This window comes from Streptococcus mitis, assembly GCF_023109515.1.
Lineage (GTDB): Bacteria > Bacillota > Bacilli > Lactobacillales > Streptococcaceae > Streptococcus > Streptococcus mitis_CS.
Genome location: NZ_JALDUM010000002.1, coordinates 168309 through 190746, shown reverse-complemented (window position 1 = coordinate 190746; position 22438 = coordinate 168309). Strand labels below are relative to the sequence as shown.

Genomic DNA, 22438 nt, shown 5'->3' with positions numbered 1-22438 from the left:
GCTTTTACTCAGAAAAATGATTATAAATACTTGCCTTCTACCGAATACCTGCGTTATACTAGTATTAATTACCTGTTTTTAGCATTCATACTCTTCGAAAATCTCTTCAAACCACGTCAGCTTCCATCTGCAACCTCAAAACAGTGTTTTGAGCAACCTGCGACTAGCTTCCTAGTTTGCTCTTTGCTTTTCATTGAGTATCACAATATCAAGGAGGGGATATGAAATATAGAAAATTTCAATTATTGATGTCCAAGTATGGCTTTAGTCTTTCGATTATGCTGCTTGAACTGTGTCTTGTTTTTGGTCTCTTTCTTTATTTAGGGCGTATGGCCCCTATTCTTTGGGTTATTCTCTTAATATTTATGAGTATGGCGACTATCGTAGCGATTGTCAATCGTTCCATGGCGCCTGAAAGCAAAGTGATGTGGTTAGTGGTAACTTTTGTTCCTGTTATTGGTCCTTTGCTCTATCTGATGTTTGGTGAAAGACGATTGTCCAAAAAAGAAATCAAGCAGTTGGACAAACTTGGTTCCATGCATTTTCGGGAGGATAACAGTAAAGCTCTCCGCCAGAAATTGAAGGAAGAGGATAAGGCGGCTTACGGAGTTATCAAATCTTTGCTAAGTATGGATAGCAATGCCGATGTCTATGATCGAACAGATTCACAATTCTTTTCTTCGGGTGAAAGCATGTGGCAACATATGTTGGAAGACCTCAAGAAAGCTGAGAAATTTATCTTTCTAGAGTACTATATTGTCGAAGAAGGTCTGATGTGGAATAGCATACTAGATATACTAGAGCAAAAGGCAGCTCAGGGTGTAGAGGTCAAGATGCTCTATGATGATATCGGCTGTATGGCGACTTTACCTGGAGACTATACTGTTCAGCTTCGTAGTCGAGGAATTGAAGCTCATAAGTTTAACAAGGTGATTCCTCGTTTGACGGTAGCTTATAATAATCGAGACCATCGTAAAATCCTTGTTATAGATGGTCAGGTAGCCTATACAGGAGGTATTAACTTAGCTGATGAGTACATCAACCATGTAGAACGCTTTGGCTATTGGAAGGACAGTGGGATTCGCTTAGATGGTCCTGGTGTCAAGGCTCTAACTCGTCTCTTTTTGATGACTTGGTACATCAATCGTGGGGAAATCAGCGATTTTGACCAGTATCACTTGGAAAATCAGCCTTGTTCTGGCCAAGGGCTCTGCATTCCTTACGGTAGTGGACCCAAGCCCATCTTCCGTACTCAAGTAGGGAAAAAAGTCTATCAAAGTTTGATTAATCAGGCTACTGATTCAGTCTATATCACGACACCCTATTTGATTATTGACTATGATTTAACAGAGAGTATTAAAAATGCGGCCATGAGGGGTGTTGATGTCCGCATTGTGACCCCTTTCATTCCGGATAAAAAATTAATCCAACTCATCACGAGAGGGGCCTATCCGGATTTGTTGTCAGCAGGAGTCAGGATTTTTGAGTATAGTCCTGGCTTCATCCATAGTAAACAAATCCTAGTGGACAAGGACTTTGCTGCAGTTGGAACGATTAATTTAGATTATAGAAGTTTGCTTCATCACTATGAAGATGCAGTTTTGCTATATAAAACGGCATCAATCACAGAGATTCAAAAAGATTTTCAAGAGATTTTTTCAGCATCGCAAGAAATTTTCCCTCATACGATAAAAAATAGCTGGTATCAGAAATTGATTAAGGAAATTGCCCAGTTATTTGCCCCAATCTTATAAGAAATCTAGGACTTAGGACACAAACCAGTCCTATTTTTCTTGCCTTTTACGAATAAGAAGATGTAGGAGGAAAGATGCTGACTCAGAAAGAATTGGATTATATCATAACATTTAAACAGACGAATTTACATCGATTTCGGGAAATTGAAACCTTTGTGAAACTAAGCAAAAAATCACTCAAACAGCCATCGCAAGCTGACAATTTTAGGTCTTTTTGATATACTAAGACAGATAAATTGAATAGGAGAAACGACATGGCTGTATATGGCAGAATCGAAGAAGTATCCGAAACGATACAGAGTAATGAAATTGAAAATAGATTGGATAGGAACCTTGAATCTCATGTAGAAAAAGAAGAACAGGTAGCTTTCCCGTTTTTCAGACTCATCATTGGAAGTACGATTGCAACGTTTTTTTCTGTGGTGATACCTTTACTTTTAGATATGGTAAGTCCCTCTCAGGCGCAGGATTTGTATATAGGGTGGGCTTTACATCAGGGAGGACAGATCTACAGTAGCTATTATGCTAGTCACGGTCTTATTTATTACTTGCTACTTTATATTACCCAAGGAGGCATTCTTTTTGCCTTGGTAGAATGGCTAGCCCTCTTAGGAGGAGGTTACTTCCTCTTTTCTTCAACTGACTATCTGACGGGACAAAAGGAACAAGCCAAGCAACTCCTAACCATATTTTATATTTTGGTATCTGGTCTCGGTTTTGGAGGAGGATATGCAACGATTTTAGCTTTGCCATTTCTGTTTGCAGGATTTTCGTTCATAGCAGCTTATCTATCAAATCCTAACCATGACAAGGGATTTCTACGTCTGGGGTTCTTTTTGGGTCTATCATTTTTCATAGAGCCTATTACAAGTCTTCTCTTTACTGCAGTAGTAACGATTGGTTTATTTGTCTTTAATGTTGGGCATGGTCGCCTTGCTCATGGAGTTTATCAGTTTTTTGCAGCAGCACTTGGCTTTTCTCTCATCTTTTACCCAGTAGGATACTATGTTCTTGCTTCAGGTGGTTTTGGAGAAGCTATAGGGAGTCTTTTGTATCCGATTGATTCCCTTCAGGTCTTTACCAATCCCCAACTAATGGATAATGTTGTATTCTATGGTTTGTTGACCTTTGGTTTAGGAGCTCTCTTCCTTATTTTTCTAGGATTGTTCCAATCAAAGGCATCAAGATTATATGTTATTTCAGTACCAGCTAGTTTTGCTTTCTTATTTGTATTAGTCTTGTTGCTTTTTTCTCAAGAACCTCTTCACGGTTCTCGTTTGATTCTAATCCTTCCGTCTTTACTCCTTCTTTTGATGACCAGTATTCGTGGGAAACATTCAGCTAGAGGAGCTCGTCGTCGGAGAAGAGAAGATGTTCCTACTTTATGGAAAAAATTCATGAAAGGGAATCTCTACTTACCGATCCTAGTGGTGGTTTATCTGATTGCAATTCCTTTTGTAGCTCGTTTTGTCTTGCATCCAGCTTCTTATAGAGAACAACATCAAGTAGTAGACAGAGTCAAACAAGAGACGAGTGAGGGAGACCAAATTTATATTTGGGATTCACATGTTCAGATGTATAAAGAAAGCCAGCGTTTGGCTGGATCCATGTTCCTATCACCTCTTCTTTACACGAGTACAGAAGAGAATAAAACTAGTTTAATCAATGACTTGAAAGAAAACCAACCTAAGGTGATTGTGGTAAACGACAAGGTGGCAGTCTGGTCTGAAGTAGAAACAATCTTGAAAGAAAATTACCAACAAGTGAAGACTGATTACTCAGAATTTAAAGTCTATAAAATTAAATAACAAAATCAATATCTTGTGTATTTTTAAAAATTTTAGGATTTTTAACACAAGATATTGATTTTTCTTTTTAGAGTGGTATAATACTTTTTAGAAAGAACATTTTAGAAACGAGCATGTATATGATTGCACTAGAAGAAAAAATTACAATTTTGCCAACTCTCTTCGTTGAAAAACGAGATGGGAGACGTGTTGTATTTGATGTGGATAAGATTGACAAGGCTCTCCACAAGGCGGCAGATAAGGTTATGGATGTGACACCCTTAGTCGAAAAACGCCTCAATGCTCTGACTGAGCGAATTGTCACAGAAATTCAAAGTCGCTTTCCGCAGGGAGTTAAGATTTATGAAATCCAAAATATTGTAGAGCATGAACTCCTTGAAGCCAAAGAATATGCGCTAGCTGAGGAGTATATCACTTATCGGACACAGAGGGATTTTGAGCGCTCAAAAGCGACAGATATTAACTTTAGTATCCATAAGCTTCTCAATAAAGATCAGGCAGTTGTCAATGAGAATGCTAATAAAGATAGTGATGTTTTTAATACCCAGCGTGATTTGACGGCGGGGATTGTTGGGAAATCAATCGGACTGCAAATGCTCCCTAAGCACGTAGCCAATGCCCACCAAAAGGGGGATATCCACTATCATGATTTGGATTATAGCCCCTACACCCCTATGACCAACTGCTGTTTGATTGATTTCAAGGGGATGTTGGAGAATGGTTTTAAGATTGGAAATGCGGAGGTGGAAAGTCCTAAGTCTATCCAGACTGCAACAGCTCAGATTTCCCAAATCATTGCCAACGTTGCTTCTAGCCAGTATGGAGGCTGTTCAGCTGACCGTATCGATGAGGTCTTGGCGCCTTATGCAGAGAAGAATTATCAAAAACACCTTAAGGATGCGGAAGAGTGGGTCTTACCTGACAAACGGGAAGATTACGCTTGGAAGAAAACACAAAAAGACATCTATGATGCCATGCAATCTCTCGAGTATGAAATTAATACTCTCTTCACTTCAAATGGACAAACACCTTTTACTTCGCTAGGTTTTGGTTTAGGAACTAGTCGTTTTGAACGAGAAATTCAAAAAGCTATTTTGACTATTCGTATCAAGGGTCTTGGTTCAGAACATCGTACGGCTATCTTCCCTAAACTGATTTTTACTCTGAAAAGAGGTCTTAACTTGGAAGAAGGGACTCCCAACTACGACATTAAGCAGTTGGCTCTTGAGTGTGCAACCAAGCGGATGTACCCAGACGTCTTGTCTTACGATAAGATTGTTGACTTGACAGGTTCTTTTAAGGTGCCTATGGGTTGCCGTTCCTTTCTCCAAGGGTGGAAGGATGAGAATGGTGTAGAAGTCAATTCAGGCCGTATGAATCTGGGTGTTGTGACAGTTAACCTGCCTCGTATTGCTCTTGAGTCTGAGGGCGACATGAATAAGTTCTGGGAAATCTTCAACGAGCGTATGAATATCGCAGAAGATGCTCTGGTTTACCGTGTCGAACGCACTAAAGAAGCGACGCCAGCGAATGCTCCTATCCTTTATCAGTACGGTGCTTTTGGCCATCGTCTAGGTAAAGAAGAAAGTGTTGACCAGCTCTTTAAGAATCGTCGGGCAACTGTTTCGCTGGGTTACATCGGTTTGTACGAAGTGGCTACTGTCTTCTTTGGAAATAGCTGGGAACACAATACAGAAGCCAAGGAATTCACTCTGGACATCATTCGTGATATGAAACGCCGTGTAGAAGAGTGGTCTGACCAATATGGCTATCATTTCTCTATCTACTCAACACCATCTGAAAGTTTGACAGACCGTTTCTGTCGACTAGATACAGAGAAGTTTGGTTCTATTCCTGATATTACAGACAAGGAATACTACACCAACTCTTTCCACTACGATGTTCGTAAAAATCCAACACCGTTTGAAAAACTGGATTTTGAAAAAATCTATCCAGAAGCAGGTGCGTCGGGTGGTTTCATCCATTATTGTGAGTATCCAGTTCTCCAGCAAAATCCAAAGGCCTTGGAAGCTGTCTGGGACTATGCCTATGACCGTGTCGGCTATCTAGGGACCAATACACCAATTGACCGTTGCTACAAGTGTGATTTTGAAGGGGATTTTGAACCAACTGAGAGGGGCTTTGCTTGTCCTAACTGTGGCAATAGCGACCCTAAAACAGTAGACGTTGTTAAACGGACTTGTGGCTATTTAGGCAATCCTCAAGCGAGACCTATGGTCAATGGACGTCACAAGGAAATCGCAGCGCGTGTCAAACACATGAATGGCTCAACGATTAAAATAGCTGGTCATCAAGTAACCAATTAGAAAGAAATGAGATGGGAAAATATCAATTAGACGATAAGGGGCGCGCACAAGTGACCCGTTATCACGAGAAACACTCTAAAGGTGGAGCTGGTAAGAAAGAACGTTTGCTCAACCTCAGAGAACAATTTTTAAACAAGAACAAGAAAAAATAAAAGTGAGAGTCAACTCTCGCTTTTCTCTTAGTGGGAGGTAAGGATGGAACTACGCAGACCAAGATTAGCAGATAAAGAAACAGTTTTAGAGATGATGGCAGAGTTTGAAAAGAGCCAATCAGCCCATGACGGAGGATTTTGGGATACAGAGAACTTTGTGTATGAAGAGTGGTTGGAAAGCAATCAGAATCAGGAAATGGGAATTAAGCTGCCTGAAGGGTGGGTTCCCGCAATTCAGTTAGTAGCTTTTTCTGTGAAAGATAGAGCAATTGGATTTCTTAATCTCCGGTTGCGCCTCAGTAACTTTCTACTAGAAGAAGGTGGCCACATTGGCTACTCCATTCGTCCATCAGAAAGAGGCAAGGGTTATGCTAAGGAAACTCTCCGTCAGGGCTTGCAAGTTGCTAAGGAAAAGAATATCAAGAGAACTCTTGTGACCTGTAGCGTAAATAATCCTGCTAGCAGAGCAGTCATTTTAGCAAATGGTGGGCTCCTTGAGGATGTTCGTAATGGTGTGGAGCGTTATTGGATAGAGGTAGTGAATGAATAATCCTAAACCACAAGAATGGAAAAGCGAAGAACTCAGTCAAGGGCGGATTATTGATTACAAGGCCTTTAACTTTGTAGATGGAGAGGGTGTGCGTAACTCTCTCTATGTATCAGGCTGCATGTTTCACTGCGAGGGATGTTATAATGTAGCGACTTGGTCTTTCAAGGCAGGAATTCCCTATACAGCAGAATTAGAAGAACAGATTATGGCAGATCTTGCTCAACCCTATGTTCAAGGCTTGACTTTGCTGGGAGGGGAGCCTTTTCTCAATACTGGGATTCTTTTGCCACTCGTTAAGCGGATTCGGAAGGAATTGCCAGATAAGGATATCTGGTCCTGGACGGGCTATACATGGGAAGAAATGATGTTGGAAACTCCAGATAAACTGGAACTATTGTCGCTAATTGACATCCTTGTCGATGGACGGTATGACCGAACTAAGAGAAATCTCATGCTCCAGTTTCGAGGTTCGTCCAACCAACGAATTATCGATGTGCAAAAATCTCTCAAAAGTGGGCAGGTAGTGATTTGGGATAAGCTTAATGACGGAAAAGAAAGCTATGAACAGGTGAAGAGAGAGTAACTTTCTTCTATAAAGAATAGTTAAATAAATGACCTATAAAAAAGAAAACAGTTTCATTGTAAAAAAACGAAAAAACAGCAACAAATCCCTTGCAATCGCAGGGGCTTTGTGTTATTCTATTATGGTGCTGTAAATTACAGCCTTAGCTTTGATGCAAGAGGTTGCGACACGCTCGGTTGCATTGCCACGCAACACCGCGTCGGTTTTCTTGTGGAGCTAGCCTATTATCTTAAATAGACGAAAAGGAGAAAAAGATGGCAAACAAAAAAATCCGTATCCGTTTGAAAGCTTACGAACACCGTACGCTTGACACAGCGGCTGCAAAAATCGTAGAATCAGCTACTCGTACAGGTGCACAAGTTGCGGGTCCAATCCCACTTCCAACTGAACGTAGCCTCTACACAATCATTCGTGCGACTCACAAATATAAAGACTCTCGCGAACAATTTGAAATGCGTACACACAAACGTTTGATCGATATCGTTAACCCAACTCAAAAAACAGTTGATGCTTTGATGAAATTGGATCTTCCAAGTGGTGTAAACGTAGAAATCAAACTTTAATCTAAAGCTTGATACCTTGAGCATAAAAAACGCTCGTTAAAAACTTTTTGAATAAAAAATATAGAAAAGGAACTATTTTCTCATGACAAAAGGAATCTTAGGGAAAAAAGTGGGAATGACTCAAATCTTCACTGAAGCTGGCGAATTGATCCCTGTAACAGTTATTGAAGCAACTCCAAACGTTGTTCTTCAAGTTAAAACTGTTGAAACAGACGGATACAACGCTATCCAAGTTGGTTTCGATGACAAACGCAAAGTATTGAGCAACAAACCTGCTAAAGGACATGTAGCGAAAGCTAACACGGCTCCTAAGCGCTTCATTCGTGAATTCAAAAACGTTGAAGGCTTGGAAGTTGGTGCTGAAATCACAGTTGAAACATTCGCAGCTGGAGACGTTGTTGACGTAACTGGTACTTCTAAAGGTAAAGGTTTCCAAGGTGTTATCAAACGCCACGGACAATCACGTGGACCAATGGCTCACGGTTCTCGTTACCACCGTCGTCCAGGTTCTATGGGACCTGTTGCACCTAACCGCGTATTCAAAGGTAAAAACCTTGCAGGACGTATGGGTGGCGACCGTGTAACAATTCAAAACCTTGAAGTTGTACAAGTTGTTCCAGAAAAGAACGTTATCCTTATCAAAGGTAACGTACCAGGTGCTAAGAAATCTCTTATCACTATCAAATCAGCAGTTAAAGCTGGTAAATAATAAGGAAAGGGGAATACAGTCAAAATGGCAAATGTAACATTATTCGACCAAACTGGTAAACAAGCGGGCGAAGTTGTTCTTAATGATGCAATCTTTGGTATCGAACCAAATGAATCTGTTGTGTTTGATGTGATCATCAGCCAACGTGCTAGCCTTCGTCAAGGAACTCACGCAGTTAAAAACCGCTCAGCTGTTTCAGGTGGCGGACGCAAACCATGGCGTCAAAAAGGAACTGGACGTGCTCGTCAAGGTTCTATCCGCTCTCCACAATGGCGTGGTGGTGGAATCGTCTTCGGACCAACTCCACGTAGCTATGCGTACAAACTTCCTCAAAAAGTTCGTCGCCTTGCGCTTAAATCTGTTTACTCAGAAAAAGTTGCTGAAAATAAATTTGTAGCCGTTGATTCTCTTGAATTTACAGCTCCAAAAACTGCTGAATTTGCAAAAGTTCTTGCAGCTTTGAGCATCGATTCTAAAGTCCTTGTTATTCTTGAAGAAGGAAACGAATTCGCAGCTCTCTCAGCTCGTAACCTTCCAAACGTGAAAGTTGCGACTGCTACAACTGCAAGTGTTCTTGACATCGCAAATAGTGACAAACTTCTTGTTACTCAAGCAGCTATCTCTAAAATCGAGGAGGTTCTTGCATAATGAATTTGTATGATGTTATCAAAAAACCTGTAATCACTGAAAGCTCAATGGCTCAACTTGAAGCAGGAAAATATGTATTTGAAGTTGACACTCGTGCACACAAACTTTTGATCAAGCAAGCTGTTGAAGCTGCTTTCGAAGGTGTTAAAGTTGCTAATGTTAACACAATCAACGTAAAACCAAAAGCTAAACGTGTTGGACGTTACACTGGTTTTACTAACAAAACTAAAAAAGCTATCATCACACTTACAGCTGATTCTAAAGCAATCGAGTTGTTTGCTGCTGAAGCTGAATAATCTAAGGAGGAAATATCGTGGGAATTCGTGTTTATAAACCAACAACAAACGGTCGCCGTAATATGACTTCTTTGGATTTCGCTGAAATCACAACAAGCACTCCTGAAAAATCATTGCTTGTTGCATTGAAGAGCAAGGCTGGTCGTAACAACAACGGTCGTATCACAGTTCGTCACCAAGGTGGTGGACACAAACGTTTCTACCGTTTGGTTGACTTCAAACGTAACAAAGACAACGTTGAAGCAGTTGTTAAAACAATCGAGTACGATCCAAACCGTTCTGCAAACATCGCTCTTGTACACTACACTGACGGTGTGAAAGCATACATCATCGCTCCAAAAGGTCTTGAAGTAGGTCAACGTATCGTTTCAGGTCCAGAAGCAGATATCAAAGTCGGAAACGCTCTTCCACTTGCTAACATCCCAGTTGGTACTTTGATCCACAACATTGAGTTGAAACCAGGTCGTGGTGGTGAATTGGTACGTGCTGCTGGAGCTTCTGCTCAAGTATTGGGTCAAGAAGGTAAATACGTTCTTGTTCGTCTTCAATCAGGTGAAGTTCGTATGATTCTTGGAACTTGCCGTGCTACAGTTGGTGTTGTCGGAAACGAACAACATGGACTTGTAAACCTTGGTAAAGCAGGACGTAGCCGTTGGAAAGGTATCCGCCCAACAGTTCGTGGTTCTGTAATGAACCCTAACGATCACCCACACGGTGGTGGTGAAGGTAAAGCACCAGTTGGTCGTAAAGCACCATCTACTCCATGGGGCAAACCTGCTCTTGGTCTTAAAACTCGTAACAAGAAAGCGAAATCTGACAAACTTATCGTTCGTCGTCGCAACGAGAAATAATATTAAACTAGTCGCTTAAGTAACTAGTAAATCCGCCAGCTCGGTAGCGCTCCATGTGAGCGCAAGCCGCTGTGGTACAACATTTAAAGGAGAAAATATAAAAATGGGACGCAGTCTTAAAAAAGGACCTTTCGTCGATGAGCATTTGATGAAAAAAGTTGAAGCTCAAGCTAACGACGAAAAGAAAAAAGTTATTAAAACTTGGTCACGTCGTTCAACGATTTTCCCAAGTTTCATTGGTTACACTATTGCAGTTTATGACGGACGTAAACATGTACCTGTTTACATCCAAGAAGACATGGTAGGTCACAAACTTGGTGAATTTGCACCAACTCGTACTTACAAAGGTCACGCTGCAGACGACAAGAAAACACGTAGAAAATAAGGAGAACATAAATGGCAGAAATTACTTCAGCTAAAGCAATGGCTCGTACAGTACGTGTTTCACCTCGTAAATCACGTCTTGTTCTTGATAACATCCGTGGTAAAAGCGTAGCCGATGCAATCGCAATCTTGACATTCACTCCAAACAAAGCTGCTGAAATCATCTTGAAAGTTTTGAACTCAGCTGTAGCTAACGCTGAAAACAACTTTGGTTTGGATAAAGCTAACTTGGTAGTATCTGAAGCATTCGCAAACGAAGGACCAACTATGAAACGTTTCCGTCCACGTGCGAAAGGTTCAGCTTCACCAATCAACAAACGTACAGCTCACATCACTGTAGCTGTTGCAGAAAAATAAGGAGGTAAAATCGTGGGTCAAAAAGTACATCCAATTGGTATGCGTGTCGGCATCATCCGTGATTGGGATGCCAAATGGTATGCTGAAAAAGAATACGCGGATTACCTTCATGAAGATCTTGCAATCCGTAAATTCGTTCAAAAAGAACTTGCTGACGCAGCAGTTTCAACTATCGAAATCGAACGCGCAGTAAACAAAGTTAACGTTTCACTTCACACTGCTAAACCAGGTATGGTTATCGGTAAAGGTGGTGCTAACGTTGATGCACTCCGTGCGAAACTTAACAAATTGACTGGAAAACAAGTACACATCAACATCATCGAAATCAAACAACCTGATTTGGATGCTCACCTTGTAGGTGAAGGAATTGCTCGTCAATTGGAGCAACGTGTTGCTTTCCGTCGTGCACAAAAACAAGCAATCCAACGTGCAATGCGTGCTGGAGCTAAAGGAATCAAAACTCAAGTATCAGGTCGTTTGAACGGTGCAGATATCGCCCGTGCTGAAGGATACTCTGAAGGAACTGTTCCACTTCACACACTTCGTGCAGATATCGATTACGCTTGGGAAGAAGCAGATACTACATACGGTAAACTTGGTGTTAAAGTATGGATCTACCGTGGTGAAGTTCTTCCAGCTCGCAAAAACACTAAAGGAGGTAAATAACCAATGTTAGTACCTAAACGTGTTAAACACCGTCGTGAATTCCGTGGAAAAATGCGCGGTGAAGCAAAAGGTGGAAAAGAAGTAGCATTCGGTGAATACGGTCTTCAAGCTACAACTAGCCACTGGATCACTAACCGCCAAATCGAAGCTGCTCGTATCGCCATGACTCGTTACATGAAACGTGGTGGTAAAGTTTGGATTAAAATCTTCCCACACAAATCATACACTGCTAAAGCTATCGGTGTGCGTATGGGATCTGGTAAAGGGGCGCCTGAAGGTTGGGTAGCACCAGTTAAACGTGGTAAAGTGATGTTCGAAATCGCTGGTGTATCTGAAGAGATCGCTCGCGAAGCGCTTCGTCTTGCTAGCCACAAATTGCCAGTTAAATGTAAATTCGTAAAACGTGAAGCAGAATAAGGAGAAGGCATGAAACTTAATGAAGTAAAAGAATTTGTTAAAGAACTTCGTGGTCTTTCTCAAGAAGAACTCGCGAAGCGCGAAAACGAATTGAAAAAAGAATTGTTTGAACTTCGTTTCCAAGCTGCTACTGGTCAATTGGAACAAACAGCTCGCTTGAAAGAAGTTAAAAAACAAATCGCTCGTATCAAAACAGTTCAATCTGAAGCGAAATAATAGACTAGGGAAGGAGAAATTTCAATGGAACGCAATAATCGTAAAGTTCTTGTTGGACGTGTTGTATCTGACAAAATGGACAAGACAATCACAGTTGTAGTTGAAACAAAACGTAACCACCCAGTCTATGGTAAACGTATTAACTACTCTAAAAAATACAAAGCTCATGATGAAAACAATGTTGCCAAAGAAGGCGATATCGTACGTATCATGGAAACTCGTCCGCTTTCAGCTACAAAACGTTTCCGTCTTGTAGAAGTTGTTGAAGAAGCGGTCATCATCTAATCAAACCTGAAAGGAGAAAACTGAAATGATTCAAACAGAAACTCGTTTGAAAGTCGCAGACAACAGCGGTGCTCGCGAAATCTTGACTATCAAAGTTCTTGGTGGTTCAGGACGTAAATTTGCAAACATCGGTGATGTTATCGTGGCATCTGTAAAACAAGCTACTCCTGGTGGTGCGGTTAAAAAAGGTGACGTTGTTAAAGCAGTTATCGTTCGTACTAAATCAGGTGCTCGTCGTGCTGATGGTTCATACATCAAATTTGACGAAAACGCAGCAGTTATCATCCGTGAAGACAAAACTCCTCGCGGAACACGTATCTTTGGCCCAGTTGCACGTGAATTGCGTGAAGGTGGCTTCATGAAGATCGTGTCACTTGCTCCAGAAGTACTTTAATTTTTAGAAACAAACTAGTCCCCTGGATTTACCTCCAGGGTGCCCTTATGGGCGTAAGAAAAATCAAGGAGAAACCTAATGTTTGTAAAAAAAGGCGACAAAGTTCGCGTAATCGCTGGTAAAGATAAGGGAACAGAAGCTGTTGTCCTTACTGCCCTTCCAAAAGTAAACAAAGTTATCGTTGAAGGTGTTAACATCGTTAAGAAACACCAACGTCCAACTAACGAGCTTCCTCAAGGTGGTATCATCGAGAAAGAAGCAGCTATCCACGTATCAAACGTTCAAGTTTTGGACAAAAATGGTGTAGCTGGTCGTGTTGGTTACAAATTTGTAGACGGTAAAAAAGTTCGCTACAACAAAAAATCAGGCGAAGTGCTTGATTAATCACGAAGGAAAGGAGAAGTATAATGGCAAATCGTTTAAAAGAAAAATATCTTAATGAAGTAGTTCCTGCTTTGACAGAACAATTCAACTACTCATCAGTGATGGCTGTGCCTAAAGTAGATAAGATCGTTTTGAACATGGGTGTTGGTGAAGCTGTATCAAACGCTAAAAGCCTTGAAAAAGCTGCTGAAGAATTGGCACTTATCTCAGGTCAAAAACCACTTATCACTAAAGCTAAAAAATCAATCGCCGGCTTCCGTCTTCGTGAAGGTGTTGCGATCGGTGCAAAAGTTACCCTTCGTGGTGAACGTATGTACGAATTCTTGGATAAATTGGTTTCAGTTTCACTTCCACGTGTACGTGACTTCCACGGTGTTCCAACAAAATCATTTGATGGACGCGGAAACTACACACTTGGTGTGAAAGAACAATTGATCTTCCCAGAAATCAACTTTGATGACGTTGACAAAACTCGTGGTCTTGACATCGTTATCGTAACAACTGCTAACACTGACGAAGAGTCACGTGCATTGCTTACAGGCCTTGGAATGCCTTTTGCAAAATAATATAGGAGGTAAATCTAATGGCTAAAAAATCAATGATTGCTAAGAACAAACGTCCAGCGAAGTTCTCTACTCAAGCTTATACTCGTTGTGAAAAATGTGGTCGTCCACATTCAGTTTACCGCAAATTTAAACTTTGCCGTGTTTGCTTCCGTGAATTAGCTTACAAAGGACAAATTCCTGGTGTAACAAAAGCATCTTGGTAATTCTAGCTTTCAATCCCGTCGTGATTCGTCGTTATCTGCTTTTGCCTAACTCAAGTTATGCCTGCAAGCAGATGCCTAGACTCACTTAGGAATTGAAACCTAGAAATATATTCTGAGCCCAGCTCAATCATTAACTAGCAAGTGCAACTTGCAAACTACTAGTAAGAGGAGAAAAATAAAATGGTTATGACTGACCCAATCGCAGACTTCCTAACTCGTATTCGTAACGCTAACCAAGCGAAACACGAAGTACTTGAAGTACCTGCATCAAACATCAAAAAAGGGATTGCTGAAATCCTTAAACGCGAAGGTTTTGTAAAAAACGTTGAAATCATCGAAGATGACAAACAAGGCATCATCCGTGTATTCCTTAAATACGGACCAAACGGTGAAAAAGTTATCACTAACTTGAAACGTGTTTCTAAACCAGGACTTCGTGTCTACAAAAAACGTGAAGACCTTCCAAAAGTTCTTAACGGACTTGGAATTGCTATCCTTTCAACTTCTGAAGGTTTGCTTACTGATAAAGAAGCACGCCAAAAGAATGTTGGTGGAGAAGTTATCGCTTACGTTTGGTAATATTTAGCTCTCAATTTCTTTGTGACTCTTCGTTATCGTCTCTTGCCTAACCTAAAGTTATGCCTGCGAGACGATGCCTAGATTCACTTTGAAATTGAAACCTAAATGTTCCTTTAAATCGAGAAATCGATTTAGCCCCCGTGAAAACTGGCCGTTCTGGCCTGACAATTTAACAGGAGAATTAAAAACATGTCACGTATTGGTAATAAAGTTATCGTGTTGCCTGCTGGTGTTGAAATCACTAACAATGACAACGTTGTAACTGTAAAAGGACCTAAAGGAGAACTTACTCGTGAGTTCTCAAAAGATATTGAAATCCGTGTGGAAGGTACTGAAGTAACTCTTCACCGTCCAAACGATTCAAAAGAAATGAAAACTATCCACGGAACTACTCGTGCCCTTTTGAACAACATGGTTGTTGGTGTATCAGAAGGATTCAAGAAAGAACTTGAAATGCGCGGGGTTGGTTACCGTGCACAACTTCAAGGATCTAAACTTGTTTTGGCTGTTGGTAAATCTCATCCAGACGAAGTTGAAGCTCCAGAAGGAATTACTTTTGAACTTCCAAACCCAACAACAATCGTTGTTAGCGGAATTTCAAAAGAAGTAGTTGGTCAAACAGCTGCTTACGTACGTAGCCTTCGTTCACCAGAACCATATAAAGGTAAAGGTATCCGTTACGTTGGTGAATTCGTTCGTCGTAAAGAAGGTAAAACAGGTAAATAATGTTGAGTGGTTGATTCTCAACCACCAACCTATTTTCCAACTTTGTGCATAGCACACGATTTAAAACTAAAGAGGTGAAAACTGTGATTTCAAAACCAGATAAAAACAAACTCCGCCAAAAACGCCACCGTCGCGTTCGCGGAAAACTCTCTGGAACTGCTGATCGCCCACGTTTGAACGTATTCCGTTCTAATACAGGCATCTACGCTCAAGTGATTGATGACGTAGCGGGTGTAACGCTCGCAAGTGCTTCAACTCTTGATAAAGAAGTTTCAAAAGGAACTAAAACTGAACAAGCCGTTGCTGTCGGTAAACTCGTTGCAGAACGTGCAAACGCTAAAGGTATTTCAGAAGTGGTGTTCGACCGCGGTGGATATCTATATCACGGACGTGTGAAAGCTTTGGCTGATGCAGCTCGTGAAAACGGATTGAAATTCTAATAGGAGGACACTAGAAAATGGCATTTAAAGACAATGCAGTTGAATTAGAAGAACGCGTAGTTGCTGTCAACCGTGTTACAAAAGTTGTTAAAGGTGGACGTCGTCTTCGTTTCGCAGCTCTTGTTGTTGTTGGTGACCACAACGGTCGCGTAGGATTTGGTACTGGTAAAGCTCAAGAAGTTCCAGAAGCAATCCGTAAAGCAGTAGATGATGCTAAGAAAAACTTGATCGAAGTTCCTATGGTTGGAACAACAATCCCACACGAAGTTCTTTCAGAATTCGGTGGAGCTAAAGTATTGTTGAAACCTGCTGTAGAAGGTTCTGGAGTTGCCGCTGGTGGTGCAGTTCGTGCCGTTGTGGAATTGGCAGGTGTGGCAGATATTACATCTAAATCACTTGGTTCTAACACTCCAATCAACATTGTTCGTGCAACTGTTGAAGGTTTGAAACAATTGAAACGCGCTGAAGAAGTTGCTGCCCTTCGTGGTATTTCAGTTTCTGATTTGGCATAAGAAAGGGGATAAAATGGCTCAAATTAAAATTACTTTGACTAAGTCTCCAATCGGACGCATTCCATCACAACGTAAAACTGTTGTAGCACTTGGACTTGGCAAATTGAACAGCTCTGTTATTAAAGAAGATAACGCTGCTATCCGTGGTATGATCACAGCAGTATCTCACTTGGTAACAGTTGAAGAAGTAAACTAATGAATTTTTAGGGGATGTGCACTATACCATCCCCTAAAACTAGATATAGTCATCTATGATGACGTCGTATAGGCGAGTTGATGGGGGAGACAACCTTTTCTCCCTTATCGGCGCTAGCATTTTACAAAAGAGGAGAAAATAAAAATGAAACTTCATGAATTGAAACCTGCAGAAGGTTCTCGTAAAGTACGTAACCGCGTTGGTCGTGGTACTTCATCAGGTAACGGTAAAACATCTGGTCGTGGTCAAAAAGGTCAAAAAGCTCGTAGCGGTGGCGGAGTTCGCCTTGGTTTTGAAGGTGGACAAACTCCATTGTTCCGTCGTCTTCCAAAACGTGGATTCACTAACATCAACGCTAAAGAATACGCAATTGTGAACCTTGACCAATTGAACGTCTTTGAAGATGGTGCTGAAGTTACTCCAGTTGTTCTTATCGAAGCAGGAATTGTTAAAGCTGAAAAATCAGGTGTTAAAATTCTTGGTAACGGTGAGTTGACTAAGAAATTGACTGTGAAAGCAGCTAAATTCTCTAAATCAGCTGAAGAAGCTATCACTGCTAAAGGTGGTTCAGTAGAAGTCATCTAAGAGAGGTGACCTATGTTTTTTAAATTATTAAGAGAAGCTCTTAAAGTCAAGCAGGTTCGATCAAAAATTTTATTTACAATTTTTATCGTTTTGGTCTTTCGTATCGGAACTAGCATTACAGTTCCTGGTGTGAATGCCAATAGCTTGAATGCTTTAAGTGGATTATCCTTCTTAAACATGTTGAGCTTGGTGTCAGGAAATGCCATGAAAAACTTCTCAGTTTTTGCTCTTGGTGTTAGCCCCTACATTACGGCCTCTATCGTTGTCCAACTCTTGCAAATGGATATTTTACCCAAATTTGTAGAGTGGGGTAAACAAGGGGAAGTAGGTCGAAGAAAATTAAATCAAGCTACTCGTTATATTGCTCTAGTTCTCGCTTTTGTGCAATCTATCGGGATTACAGCTGGTTTTAATACTTTGGCTGGAGCTCAATTGTTGAAAACAGCTCTTACACCACAAGTCTTTATCATGATTGGTATCATCTTAACAGCTGGTAGTATGATTGTGACTTGGTTGGGAGAGCAAATTACAGATAAGGGATACGGAAATGGTGTTTCTATGATTATCTTTGCCGGGATTGTTGCATCAATTCCAGAGATGATTCAGGGCATCTATGTAGACTACTTTGTGAACGTCCCAAGTAGCCGTATCAACTCATCTATCATTTTCGTAATCATTTTGATTATTACTGTATTGTTGATCATTTATTTTACAACTTATGTTCAACAAGCAGAATACAAAATTCCAATCCAATATACTAAGGTTGCACAAGGTGCTCCATCTAGCTCTTACCTTCCTTTGAAGGTAAACCCTGCTGGAGTTATCCCTGTTATCTTTGCAAGTTCGATTACTGCAGCGCCTGCGGCTATTCTTCAGTTTTTGAGCGCTACAGGTCATGATTGGGCTTGGGTAAGAACAGCACAAGAAATGCTGGCAACAACTTCACCAACTGGTATTGCTATGTATGCTTTATTGATTATTCTCTTTACATTCTTCTATACGTTTGTACAGATTAATCCTGAAAAAGCGGCAGAGAATCTACAAAAGAGCGGTGCCTATATCCACGGAGTTCGTCCTGGTAAAGGTACAGAAGAATATATGTCTAAACTTCTTCGTCGTCTTGCAACTGTTGGTTCTCTCTTCCTTGGTGTGATTTCTATTTTACCGATCGTAGCAAAAGATGTTTTCGGACTTTCAGAAGCAGTTGCTTTTGGAGGTACTAGTCTTTTGATCATTATCTCTACAGGTATTGAAGGAATCAAACAATTAGAAGGTTACCTATTGAAACGTAAGTATGTTGGTTTCATGGATAGAACAGAATAAAATAGAAGTATTTACTTGAATAGTAAATGCTGAGAGAGTGGAGGTTTAACTCTAACATTTGTAAGAGTTTGGTCTCCCCTCTTCTATTTTGTTTTTAAATAGAGGTGAAAATATTTTTTGCTTCTATTTAAAAATAAAATAAGGAGATCAAATCATGAATCTTTTGATTATGGGCTTACCTGGTGCAGGTAAGGGAACTCAAGCAGCAAAAATCGTAGAACAATTCCATGTTGCACATATCTCAACAGGTGATATGTTCCGCGCTGCTATGGCAAATCAAACTGAAATGGGTGTTCTTGCTAAGTCATACATTGACAAGGGTGAATTGGTTCCTGATGAAGTTACAAATGGAATCGTAAAAGAACGTCTTTCACAAGATGATATTAAAGAAACAGGATTCTTGTTGGATGGTTACCCACGTACAATCGAACAAGCACATGCCTTGGACAAAACATTGGCTGAACTTGGCATCGAACTAGAAGGTGTTATCAATATAGAAGTGAATCCAGATAGCCTCTTGGAACGTTTGAGTGGCCGTATCATCCACCGCGTAACTGGAGAAACTTTCCACAAGGTCTTTAACCCACCAGTTGACTATAAAGAAGAAGATTACTACCAACGTGAAGATGATAAGCCTGAGACAGTAAAACGTCGTTTGGATGTCAATATTGCTCAAGGAGAACCAATCATTGCCCACTACCGTGCCAAAGGTTTGGTTCATGACATCGAAGGTAATCAAGATATCAATGATGTCTTCTCAGATATCGAAAAAGTATTGACAAATTTGAAATAAAGCGTTTTTTACACTTGCAAAAATCCGCTACAAATGTTATACTGAGATAGTCTGACTTATAATTGTTGTCTCTGTGTCTAGAGGCATCGAATCGAAATTTATGGAGGTGCTTTTGCGTGGCAAAAGACGATGTGATTGAAGTTGAAGGCAAAGTAGTTGATACAATGCCGAATGCAATGTTTACGGTTGAACTTGAAAATGGACATCAGATTTTAGCAACAGTTTCTGGTAAAATTCGTAAAAACTATATTCGTATTTTAGCGGGAGATCGTGTTACTGTCGAAATGAGTCCATATGACTTGACACGTGGACGTATCACTTACCGCTTTAAATAATCGAAAAACTTGGAGGGATAAGAAATGAAAGTAAGACCATCGGTCAAACCAATTTGCGAATACTGTAAAGTTATTCGTCGTAATGGTCGTGTTATGGTAATTTGCCCAGCAAATCCAAAACACAAACAACGTCAAGGATAAGATAGAAAGGAGAAAACATGGCTCGTATTGCTGGAGTTGACATTCCAAATGACAAACGCGTAGTAATCTCATTGACTTATGTTTATGGTATCGGACTTGCAACATCTAAGAAAATTTTGGCTGCTGCTGGAATCTCAGAAGATGTTCGTGTACGTGATCTTACATCAGATCAAGAAGATGCTATCCGTCGTGAAGTGGATGCAATCAAAGTTGAAGGTGACCTTCGTCGTGAAGTAAACTTGAACATCAAACGTTTGATGGAAATCGGTTCATACCGTGGTATCCGTCACCGTCGTGGACTTCCTGTCCGTGGACAAAACACTAAAAACAACGCTCGCACTCGTAAAGGTAAAGCTGTTGCGATTGCTGGTAAGAAAAAATAATATAGGAGGTAAAAGTCTTGGCTAAACCAACACGTAAACGTCGTGTGAAAAAGAATATCGAATCTGGTATTGCTCATATTCACGCTACATTTAATAACACTATTGTTATGATTACTGATGTGCATGGTAATGCAATTGCTTGGTCATCAGCTGGTGCTCTTGGTTTCAAAGGTTCTCGTAAATCTACACCATTCGCTGCTCAAATGGCTTCTGAAGCTGCTGCTAAATCTGCACAAGAACACGGTCTTAAATCAGTTGAAGTTACTGTAAAAGGTCCAGGTTCTGGTCGTGAGTCAGCTATTCGTGCGCTTGCTGCCGCTGGTCTTGAAGTAACAGCAATTCGTGATGTGACTCCAGTGCCACACAATGGTGCTCGTCCTCCAAAACGTCGCCGTGTATAATCATCGCATTACACTGCTTTTCGTTTAAGAGGGAGTAACTAAATGATCGAGTTTGAAAAACCAAATATAACAAAAATTGATGAAAATAAAGATTATGGCAAGTTTGTAATCGAACCACTTGAACGTGGCTACGGTACAACTCTTGGTAACTCTCTTCGTCGTGTACTTCTAGCTTCTCTACCAGGAGCAGCTGTGACATCTATCAATATTGATGGTGTGTTGCATGAGTTTGACACAGTTCCAGGTGTTCGTGAAGACGTGATGCAAATCATTCTGAACATTAAAGGAATTGCAGTGAAATCGTACGTTGAAGACGAAAAAATCATCGAACTAGATGTTGAAGGTCCTGCTGAAGTAACAGCTGGTGACATTTTGACAGATAGCGATATTGAAATTGTAAATCCAGATCATTATCTCTTTACAATCGGTGAAGGTTCTTCTCTAAAAGCGACTATGACTGTTAACAGTGGTCGTGGATATGTACCTGCCGATGAAAATAAAAAGGATAATGCACCAGTTGGAACACTTGCTGTAGATTCTATTTATACACCAGTTACAAAAGTCAACTATCAAGTGGAACCTGCTCGTGTAGGTAGCAATGATGGATTTGACAAATTAACCCTTGAAATCTTGACAAATGGAACAATTATTCCAGAAGATGCTTTAGGGCTTTCAGCACGTATTTTGACAGAACATCTTGATTTGTTTACAAATCTTACTGAGATTGCTAAGTCAACTGAAGTGATGAAAGAAGCTGATACTGAATCTGACGACCGTATTTTGGATCGTACGATTGAGGAACTGGACTTGTCTGTGCGTTCATACAACTGTTTGAAACGTGCCGGTATCAATACTGTGCATGATTTGACAGAAAAATCTGAAGCAGAGATGATGAAAGTACGAAATCTTGGACGCAAGAGTTTGGAAGAAGTGAAACTCAAACTCATTGATTTGGGTCTTGGATTAAAAGATAAATAAAGGAGGAATAAATGGCTTACCGTAAACTAGGACGCACTAGCTCACAACGTAAAGCAATGCTTCGCGATTTGACAACTGACCTTTTGATCAACGAATCAATCGTGACAACTGAAGCTCGTGCTAAAGAAATCCGTAAAACTGTTGAAAAAATGATTACTCTAGGTAAACGTGGTGATTTGCATGCACGTCGTCAAGCAGCTGCTTTCGTACGTAATGAAATCGCATCTGAAAACTATGATGAAGCAACTGATAAGTACACTTCTACTACAGCACTTCAAAAATTGTTCTCAGAAATCGCACCTCGTTATGCTGAACGTAACGGTGGATACACTCGTATCCTTAAAACTGAACCACGTCGTGGTGATGCAGCGCCAATGGCGATCATCGAATTAGTATAAAATCATCAATTTTGTTGAGTGTTATGATGATGGAGTCTTGTGCTCTTAGTCTAGCTCTGGTCTACCGCTAGGATTTCGGTCCTAGCGGGAACACTCATCATAAGTTGGGATAGTAGACGCTTGTTTACGAAATTGTTTTTTGCTTAAGAACAACTTCGTAAGCAGGCATTTTTGAGTATTTTCGTTAGAATTATGCTATACTATTTGAAAAGAATCCTGTTTAATGTTCAGGTTTCCTATTAAAAGAAGAATTGGAGTTTGCTTATGAAAGCGATTATAACTGTTGTTGGTAAAGATAAGTCTGGCATTGTTGCAGGTGTTTCTGGTAAAATTGCAGAATTGGGTTTAAATATTGATGATATCTCTCAAACTGTTTTGGATGAATATTTTACGATGATGGCTGTCGTCTCTAGTGATGAAAAGCAAGATTTTACTTATCTGCGAAATGAGTTTGAAACTTTTGGGCAAACTTTGAATGTGAAAATCAATATTCAGAGTGCAGCGATTTTCGAAGCTATGTATAATATCTAGGAGG

At 40.5% G+C, this 22438-nt stretch carries 36 protein-coding genes; all 36 read left to right on the top strand.

Annotated features, from left to right (window positions below):
• The first annotated feature begins 221 nt into the window (after positions 1-221).
• The 36 genes from cls (at position 222) to M1G05_RS06395 (ending at position 22434) form a co-directional block, all read left to right on the top strand.
• Positions 222-1754: a cardiolipin synthase gene (cls, locus tag M1G05_RS06570; RefSeq protein ID WP_125443302.1), complete on the top strand. Its 1533-nt coding sequence runs from the start codon at positions 222-224 to the stop codon at positions 1752-1754.
• Positions 1755-2008: 254 nt separating this feature from the next.
• Positions 2009-3562, top strand: a complete 1554-nt coding sequence (locus M1G05_RS06565; protein ID WP_153208745.1) for a damage-inducible protein CinA — start codon at positions 2009-2011, stop codon at positions 3560-3562.
• A 119-nt stretch (positions 3563-3681) separates the two neighbouring features.
• A complete protein-coding gene (gene nrdD, locus M1G05_RS06560; protein ID WP_194251491.1) occupies positions 3682-5889 on the top strand; it encodes an anaerobic ribonucleoside-triphosphate reductase in 2208 nt (735 codons plus the stop codon).
• Between the two features lie 11 nt (positions 5890-5900).
• Entirely contained in the window at positions 5901-6041 is a 141-nt protein-coding gene (locus M1G05_RS06555) for a hypothetical protein (protein ID WP_000521618.1), read from the top strand.
• 43 nt (positions 6042-6084) lie between these two features.
• Complete coding sequence (locus M1G05_RS06550) at positions 6085-6591, top strand: GNAT family N-acetyltransferase (RefSeq protein ID WP_173876636.1); 507 nt, start codon at positions 6085-6087, stop codon at positions 6589-6591.
• Positions 6584-7174 carry an anaerobic ribonucleoside-triphosphate reductase activating protein gene (gene nrdG / locus M1G05_RS06545; RefSeq protein ID WP_084926325.1) on the top strand — a complete coding sequence of 197 codons (591 nt, stop codon included), beginning with the start codon at positions 6584-6586 and terminating at the stop codon, positions 7172-7174. The genes M1G05_RS06550 and nrdG overlap by 8 nt, the downstream gene beginning before the upstream one ends.
• Before the next feature lie 254 nt (positions 7175-7428).
• On the top strand, positions 7429-7737 hold the full coding sequence (gene rpsJ / locus M1G05_RS06540; protein ID WP_001284513.1) for a 30S ribosomal protein S10: 309 nt from the start codon (positions 7429-7431) through the stop codon (positions 7735-7737).
• Positions 7738-7819: 82 nt separating this feature from the next.
• Positions 7820-8446 (top strand): 50S ribosomal protein L3, encoded by a 627-nt coding sequence (rplC, locus tag M1G05_RS06535; protein WP_247953380.1) that lies wholly within the window; start codon positions 7820-7822, stop codon positions 8444-8446.
• Between the two features lie 24 nt (positions 8447-8470).
• Positions 8471-9094, top strand: a complete 624-nt coding sequence (rplD, locus tag M1G05_RS06530) for a 50S ribosomal protein L4 (RefSeq protein ID WP_000024547.1) — start codon at positions 8471-8473, stop codon at positions 9092-9094.
• Positions 9094-9390 carry a 50S ribosomal protein L23 gene (locus M1G05_RS06525; RefSeq protein WP_001055347.1) on the top strand — a complete coding sequence of 99 codons (297 nt, stop codon included), beginning with the start codon at positions 9094-9096 and terminating at the stop codon, positions 9388-9390. Before rplD ends, M1G05_RS06525 begins: the two co-directional genes overlap by 1 nt.
• 17 nt (positions 9391-9407) lie before the next feature.
• Positions 9408-10241: a 50S ribosomal protein L2 gene (rplB, locus tag M1G05_RS06520; RefSeq protein WP_000512910.1), complete on the top strand. Its 834-nt coding sequence runs from the start codon at positions 9408-9410 to the stop codon at positions 10239-10241.
• A gap of 103 nt (positions 10242-10344) precedes the next feature.
• Positions 10345-10626 (top strand): 30S ribosomal protein S19, encoded by a 282-nt coding sequence (rpsS, locus tag M1G05_RS06515; protein WP_000533766.1) that lies wholly within the window; start codon positions 10345-10347, stop codon positions 10624-10626.
• 11 nt (positions 10627-10637) lie between these two features.
• Positions 10638-10982, top strand: a complete 345-nt coding sequence (gene rplV / locus M1G05_RS06510) for a 50S ribosomal protein L22 (RefSeq protein WP_000818137.1) — start codon at positions 10638-10640, stop codon at positions 10980-10982.
• 12 nt (positions 10983-10994) lie between these two features.
• Positions 10995-11648: a 30S ribosomal protein S3 gene (gene rpsC, locus M1G05_RS06505; protein WP_000529936.1), complete on the top strand. Its 654-nt coding sequence runs from the start codon at positions 10995-10997 to the stop codon at positions 11646-11648.
• 3 nt (positions 11649-11651) lie between these two features.
• Entirely contained in the window at positions 11652-12065 is a 414-nt protein-coding gene (gene rplP / locus M1G05_RS06500; RefSeq protein WP_000960946.1) for a 50S ribosomal protein L16, read from the top strand.
• Positions 12066-12074: 9 nt separating this feature from the next.
• Positions 12075-12281: a 50S ribosomal protein L29 gene (rpmC, locus tag M1G05_RS06495; RefSeq protein ID WP_000772918.1), complete on the top strand. Its 207-nt coding sequence runs from the start codon at positions 12075-12077 to the stop codon at positions 12279-12281.
• A gap of 24 nt (positions 12282-12305) precedes the next feature.
• The gene (gene rpsQ / locus M1G05_RS06490; RefSeq protein WP_000440801.1) at positions 12306-12566 is read left to right on the top strand and encodes a 30S ribosomal protein S17; all 261 of its coding nucleotides are present in this window, start codon (positions 12306-12308) and stop codon (positions 12564-12566) included.
• A gap of 25 nt (positions 12567-12591) precedes the next feature.
• Entirely contained in the window at positions 12592-12960 is a 369-nt protein-coding gene (rplN, locus tag M1G05_RS06485) for a 50S ribosomal protein L14 (protein ID WP_000616545.1), read from the top strand.
• A 78-nt stretch (positions 12961-13038) separates the two neighbouring features.
• Positions 13039-13344, top strand: a complete 306-nt coding sequence (gene rplX, locus M1G05_RS06480; RefSeq protein WP_000497691.1) for a 50S ribosomal protein L24 — start codon at positions 13039-13041, stop codon at positions 13342-13344.
• Between the two features lie 23 nt (positions 13345-13367).
• Positions 13368-13910, top strand: coding sequence for a 50S ribosomal protein L5 (rplE, locus tag M1G05_RS06475; protein WP_000013542.1), 543 nt, complete (start codon positions 13368-13370; stop codon positions 13908-13910).
• Between the two features lie 17 nt (positions 13911-13927).
• Entirely contained in the window at positions 13928-14113 is a 186-nt protein-coding gene (locus M1G05_RS06470; protein WP_001085697.1) for a type Z 30S ribosomal protein S14, read from the top strand.
• Between the two features lie 180 nt (positions 14114-14293).
• On the top strand, positions 14294-14692 hold the full coding sequence (rpsH, locus tag M1G05_RS06465; protein ID WP_000245504.1) for a 30S ribosomal protein S8: 399 nt from the start codon (positions 14294-14296) through the stop codon (positions 14690-14692).
• A gap of 189 nt (positions 14693-14881) precedes the next feature.
• Positions 14882-15418 carry a 50S ribosomal protein L6 gene (gene rplF / locus M1G05_RS06460; RefSeq protein WP_000086626.1) on the top strand — a complete coding sequence of 179 codons (537 nt, stop codon included), beginning with the start codon at positions 14882-14884 and terminating at the stop codon, positions 15416-15418.
• Positions 15419-15501: 83 nt separating this feature from the next.
• On the top strand, positions 15502-15858 hold the full coding sequence (rplR, locus tag M1G05_RS06455; RefSeq protein ID WP_000624044.1) for a 50S ribosomal protein L18: 357 nt from the start codon (positions 15502-15504) through the stop codon (positions 15856-15858).
• 17 nt (positions 15859-15875) lie between these two features.
• Entirely contained in the window at positions 15876-16370 is a 495-nt protein-coding gene (gene rpsE / locus M1G05_RS06450) for a 30S ribosomal protein S5 (RefSeq protein WP_000874202.1), read from the top strand.
• A gap of 13 nt (positions 16371-16383) precedes the next feature.
• Entirely contained in the window at positions 16384-16566 is a 183-nt protein-coding gene (rpmD, locus tag M1G05_RS06445; RefSeq protein ID WP_000057241.1) for a 50S ribosomal protein L30, read from the top strand.
• Positions 16567-16710: 144 nt separating this feature from the next.
• Positions 16711-17151 carry a 50S ribosomal protein L15 gene (gene rplO / locus M1G05_RS06440; protein WP_000766089.1) on the top strand — a complete coding sequence of 147 codons (441 nt, stop codon included), beginning with the start codon at positions 16711-16713 and terminating at the stop codon, positions 17149-17151.
• Between the two features lie 12 nt (positions 17152-17163).
• Positions 17164-18474 (top strand): preprotein translocase subunit SecY, encoded by a 1311-nt coding sequence (gene secY, locus M1G05_RS06435; protein WP_000465403.1) that lies wholly within the window; start codon positions 17164-17166, stop codon positions 18472-18474.
• 154 nt (positions 18475-18628) lie between these two features.
• Positions 18629-19267 (top strand): adenylate kinase, encoded by a 639-nt coding sequence (locus tag M1G05_RS06430; protein ID WP_001050436.1) that lies wholly within the window; start codon positions 18629-18631, stop codon positions 19265-19267.
• 116 nt (positions 19268-19383) lie between these two features.
• Complete coding sequence (gene infA / locus M1G05_RS06425; RefSeq protein WP_001029883.1) at positions 19384-19602, top strand: translation initiation factor IF-1; 219 nt, start codon at positions 19384-19386, stop codon at positions 19600-19602.
• A gap of 24 nt (positions 19603-19626) precedes the next feature.
• The gene (gene rpmJ / locus M1G05_RS06420; protein WP_001808836.1) at positions 19627-19743 is read left to right on the top strand and encodes a 50S ribosomal protein L36; all 117 of its coding nucleotides are present in this window, start codon (positions 19627-19629) and stop codon (positions 19741-19743) included.
• A gap of 17 nt (positions 19744-19760) precedes the next feature.
• Positions 19761-20126 (top strand): 30S ribosomal protein S13, encoded by a 366-nt coding sequence (gene rpsM / locus M1G05_RS06415; protein WP_000090781.1) that lies wholly within the window; start codon positions 19761-19763, stop codon positions 20124-20126.
• 17 nt (positions 20127-20143) lie between these two features.
• Complete coding sequence (rpsK, locus tag M1G05_RS06410; protein WP_001118385.1) at positions 20144-20527, top strand: 30S ribosomal protein S11; 384 nt, start codon at positions 20144-20146, stop codon at positions 20525-20527.
• A gap of 42 nt (positions 20528-20569) precedes the next feature.
• Positions 20570-21505 carry a DNA-directed RNA polymerase subunit alpha gene (locus M1G05_RS06405; protein WP_000568988.1) on the top strand — a complete coding sequence of 312 codons (936 nt, stop codon included), beginning with the start codon at positions 20570-20572 and terminating at the stop codon, positions 21503-21505.
• A gap of 11 nt (positions 21506-21516) precedes the next feature.
• Positions 21517-21903 (top strand): 50S ribosomal protein L17, encoded by a 387-nt coding sequence (gene rplQ / locus M1G05_RS06400; protein WP_000331493.1) that lies wholly within the window; start codon positions 21517-21519, stop codon positions 21901-21903.
• Between the two features lie 264 nt (positions 21904-22167).
• Positions 22168-22434 (top strand): ACT domain-containing protein, encoded by a 267-nt coding sequence (locus M1G05_RS06395; protein WP_000644126.1) that lies wholly within the window; start codon positions 22168-22170, stop codon positions 22432-22434.
• Positions 22435-22438: the final 4 nt, after the last annotated feature.

What these genes read in the sequence shown, in the direction of transcription:
- cls (WP_125443302.1), top strand. Translation starts at nt 222, where the DNA reads ATGAAATATAGAAAATTTCAATTATTGATGTCCAAGTATGGCTTTAGT.
- M1G05_RS06565 (WP_153208745.1), top strand. Translation starts at nt 2,009, where the DNA reads ATGGCTGTATATGGCAGAATCGAAGAAGTATCCGAAACGATACAGAGT.
- nrdD (WP_194251491.1), top strand. Translation starts at nt 3,682, where the DNA reads ATGATTGCACTAGAAGAAAAAATTACAATTTTGCCAACTCTCTTCGTT.
- M1G05_RS06555 (WP_000521618.1), top strand. Translation starts at nt 5,901, where the DNA reads ATGGGAAAATATCAATTAGACGATAAGGGGCGCGCACAAGTGACCCGT.
- M1G05_RS06550 (WP_173876636.1), top strand. Translation starts at nt 6,085, where the DNA reads ATGGAACTACGCAGACCAAGATTAGCAGATAAAGAAACAGTTTTAGAG.
- nrdG (WP_084926325.1), top strand. Translation starts at nt 6,584, where the DNA reads ATGAATAATCCTAAACCACAAGAATGGAAAAGCGAAGAACTCAGTCAA.
- rpsJ (WP_001284513.1), top strand. Translation starts at nt 7,429, where the DNA reads ATGGCAAACAAAAAAATCCGTATCCGTTTGAAAGCTTACGAACACCGT.
- rplC (WP_247953380.1), top strand. Translation starts at nt 7,820, where the DNA reads ATGACAAAAGGAATCTTAGGGAAAAAAGTGGGAATGACTCAAATCTTC.
- rplD (WP_000024547.1), top strand. Translation starts at nt 8,471, where the DNA reads ATGGCAAATGTAACATTATTCGACCAAACTGGTAAACAAGCGGGCGAA.
- M1G05_RS06525 (WP_001055347.1), top strand. Translation starts at nt 9,094, where the DNA reads ATGAATTTGTATGATGTTATCAAAAAACCTGTAATCACTGAAAGCTCA.
- rpsS (WP_000533766.1), top strand. Translation starts at nt 10,345, where the DNA reads ATGGGACGCAGTCTTAAAAAAGGACCTTTCGTCGATGAGCATTTGATG.
- rplV (WP_000818137.1), top strand. Translation starts at nt 10,638, where the DNA reads ATGGCAGAAATTACTTCAGCTAAAGCAATGGCTCGTACAGTACGTGTT.
- rplP (WP_000960946.1), top strand. Translation starts at nt 11,652, where the DNA reads ATGTTAGTACCTAAACGTGTTAAACACCGTCGTGAATTCCGTGGAAAA.
- rpmC (WP_000772918.1), top strand. Translation starts at nt 12,075, where the DNA reads ATGAAACTTAATGAAGTAAAAGAATTTGTTAAAGAACTTCGTGGTCTT.
- rpsQ (WP_000440801.1), top strand. Translation starts at nt 12,306, where the DNA reads ATGGAACGCAATAATCGTAAAGTTCTTGTTGGACGTGTTGTATCTGAC.
- rplN (WP_000616545.1), top strand. Translation starts at nt 12,592, where the DNA reads ATGATTCAAACAGAAACTCGTTTGAAAGTCGCAGACAACAGCGGTGCT.
- rplX (WP_000497691.1), top strand. Translation starts at nt 13,039, where the DNA reads ATGTTTGTAAAAAAAGGCGACAAAGTTCGCGTAATCGCTGGTAAAGAT.
- rplE (WP_000013542.1), top strand. Translation starts at nt 13,368, where the DNA reads ATGGCAAATCGTTTAAAAGAAAAATATCTTAATGAAGTAGTTCCTGCT.
- M1G05_RS06470 (WP_001085697.1), top strand. Translation starts at nt 13,928, where the DNA reads ATGGCTAAAAAATCAATGATTGCTAAGAACAAACGTCCAGCGAAGTTC.
- rpsH (WP_000245504.1), top strand. Translation starts at nt 14,294, where the DNA reads ATGGTTATGACTGACCCAATCGCAGACTTCCTAACTCGTATTCGTAAC.
- rplF (WP_000086626.1), top strand. Translation starts at nt 14,882, where the DNA reads ATGTCACGTATTGGTAATAAAGTTATCGTGTTGCCTGCTGGTGTTGAA.
- rpsE (WP_000874202.1), top strand. Translation starts at nt 15,876, where the DNA reads ATGGCATTTAAAGACAATGCAGTTGAATTAGAAGAACGCGTAGTTGCT.
- rpmD (WP_000057241.1), top strand. Translation starts at nt 16,384, where the DNA reads ATGGCTCAAATTAAAATTACTTTGACTAAGTCTCCAATCGGACGCATT.
- rplO (WP_000766089.1), top strand. Translation starts at nt 16,711, where the DNA reads ATGAAACTTCATGAATTGAAACCTGCAGAAGGTTCTCGTAAAGTACGT.
- secY (WP_000465403.1), top strand. Translation starts at nt 17,164, where the DNA reads ATGTTTTTTAAATTATTAAGAGAAGCTCTTAAAGTCAAGCAGGTTCGA.
- M1G05_RS06430 (WP_001050436.1), top strand. Translation starts at nt 18,629, where the DNA reads ATGAATCTTTTGATTATGGGCTTACCTGGTGCAGGTAAGGGAACTCAA.
- rpmJ (WP_001808836.1), top strand. Translation starts at nt 19,627, where the DNA reads ATGAAAGTAAGACCATCGGTCAAACCAATTTGCGAATACTGTAAAGTT.
- rpsM (WP_000090781.1), top strand. Translation starts at nt 19,761, where the DNA reads ATGGCTCGTATTGCTGGAGTTGACATTCCAAATGACAAACGCGTAGTA.
- M1G05_RS06405 (WP_000568988.1), top strand. Translation starts at nt 20,570, where the DNA reads ATGATCGAGTTTGAAAAACCAAATATAACAAAAATTGATGAAAATAAA.
- rplQ (WP_000331493.1), top strand. Translation starts at nt 21,517, where the DNA reads ATGGCTTACCGTAAACTAGGACGCACTAGCTCACAACGTAAAGCAATG.
- M1G05_RS06395 (WP_000644126.1), top strand. Translation starts at nt 22,168, where the DNA reads ATGAAAGCGATTATAACTGTTGTTGGTAAAGATAAGTCTGGCATTGTT.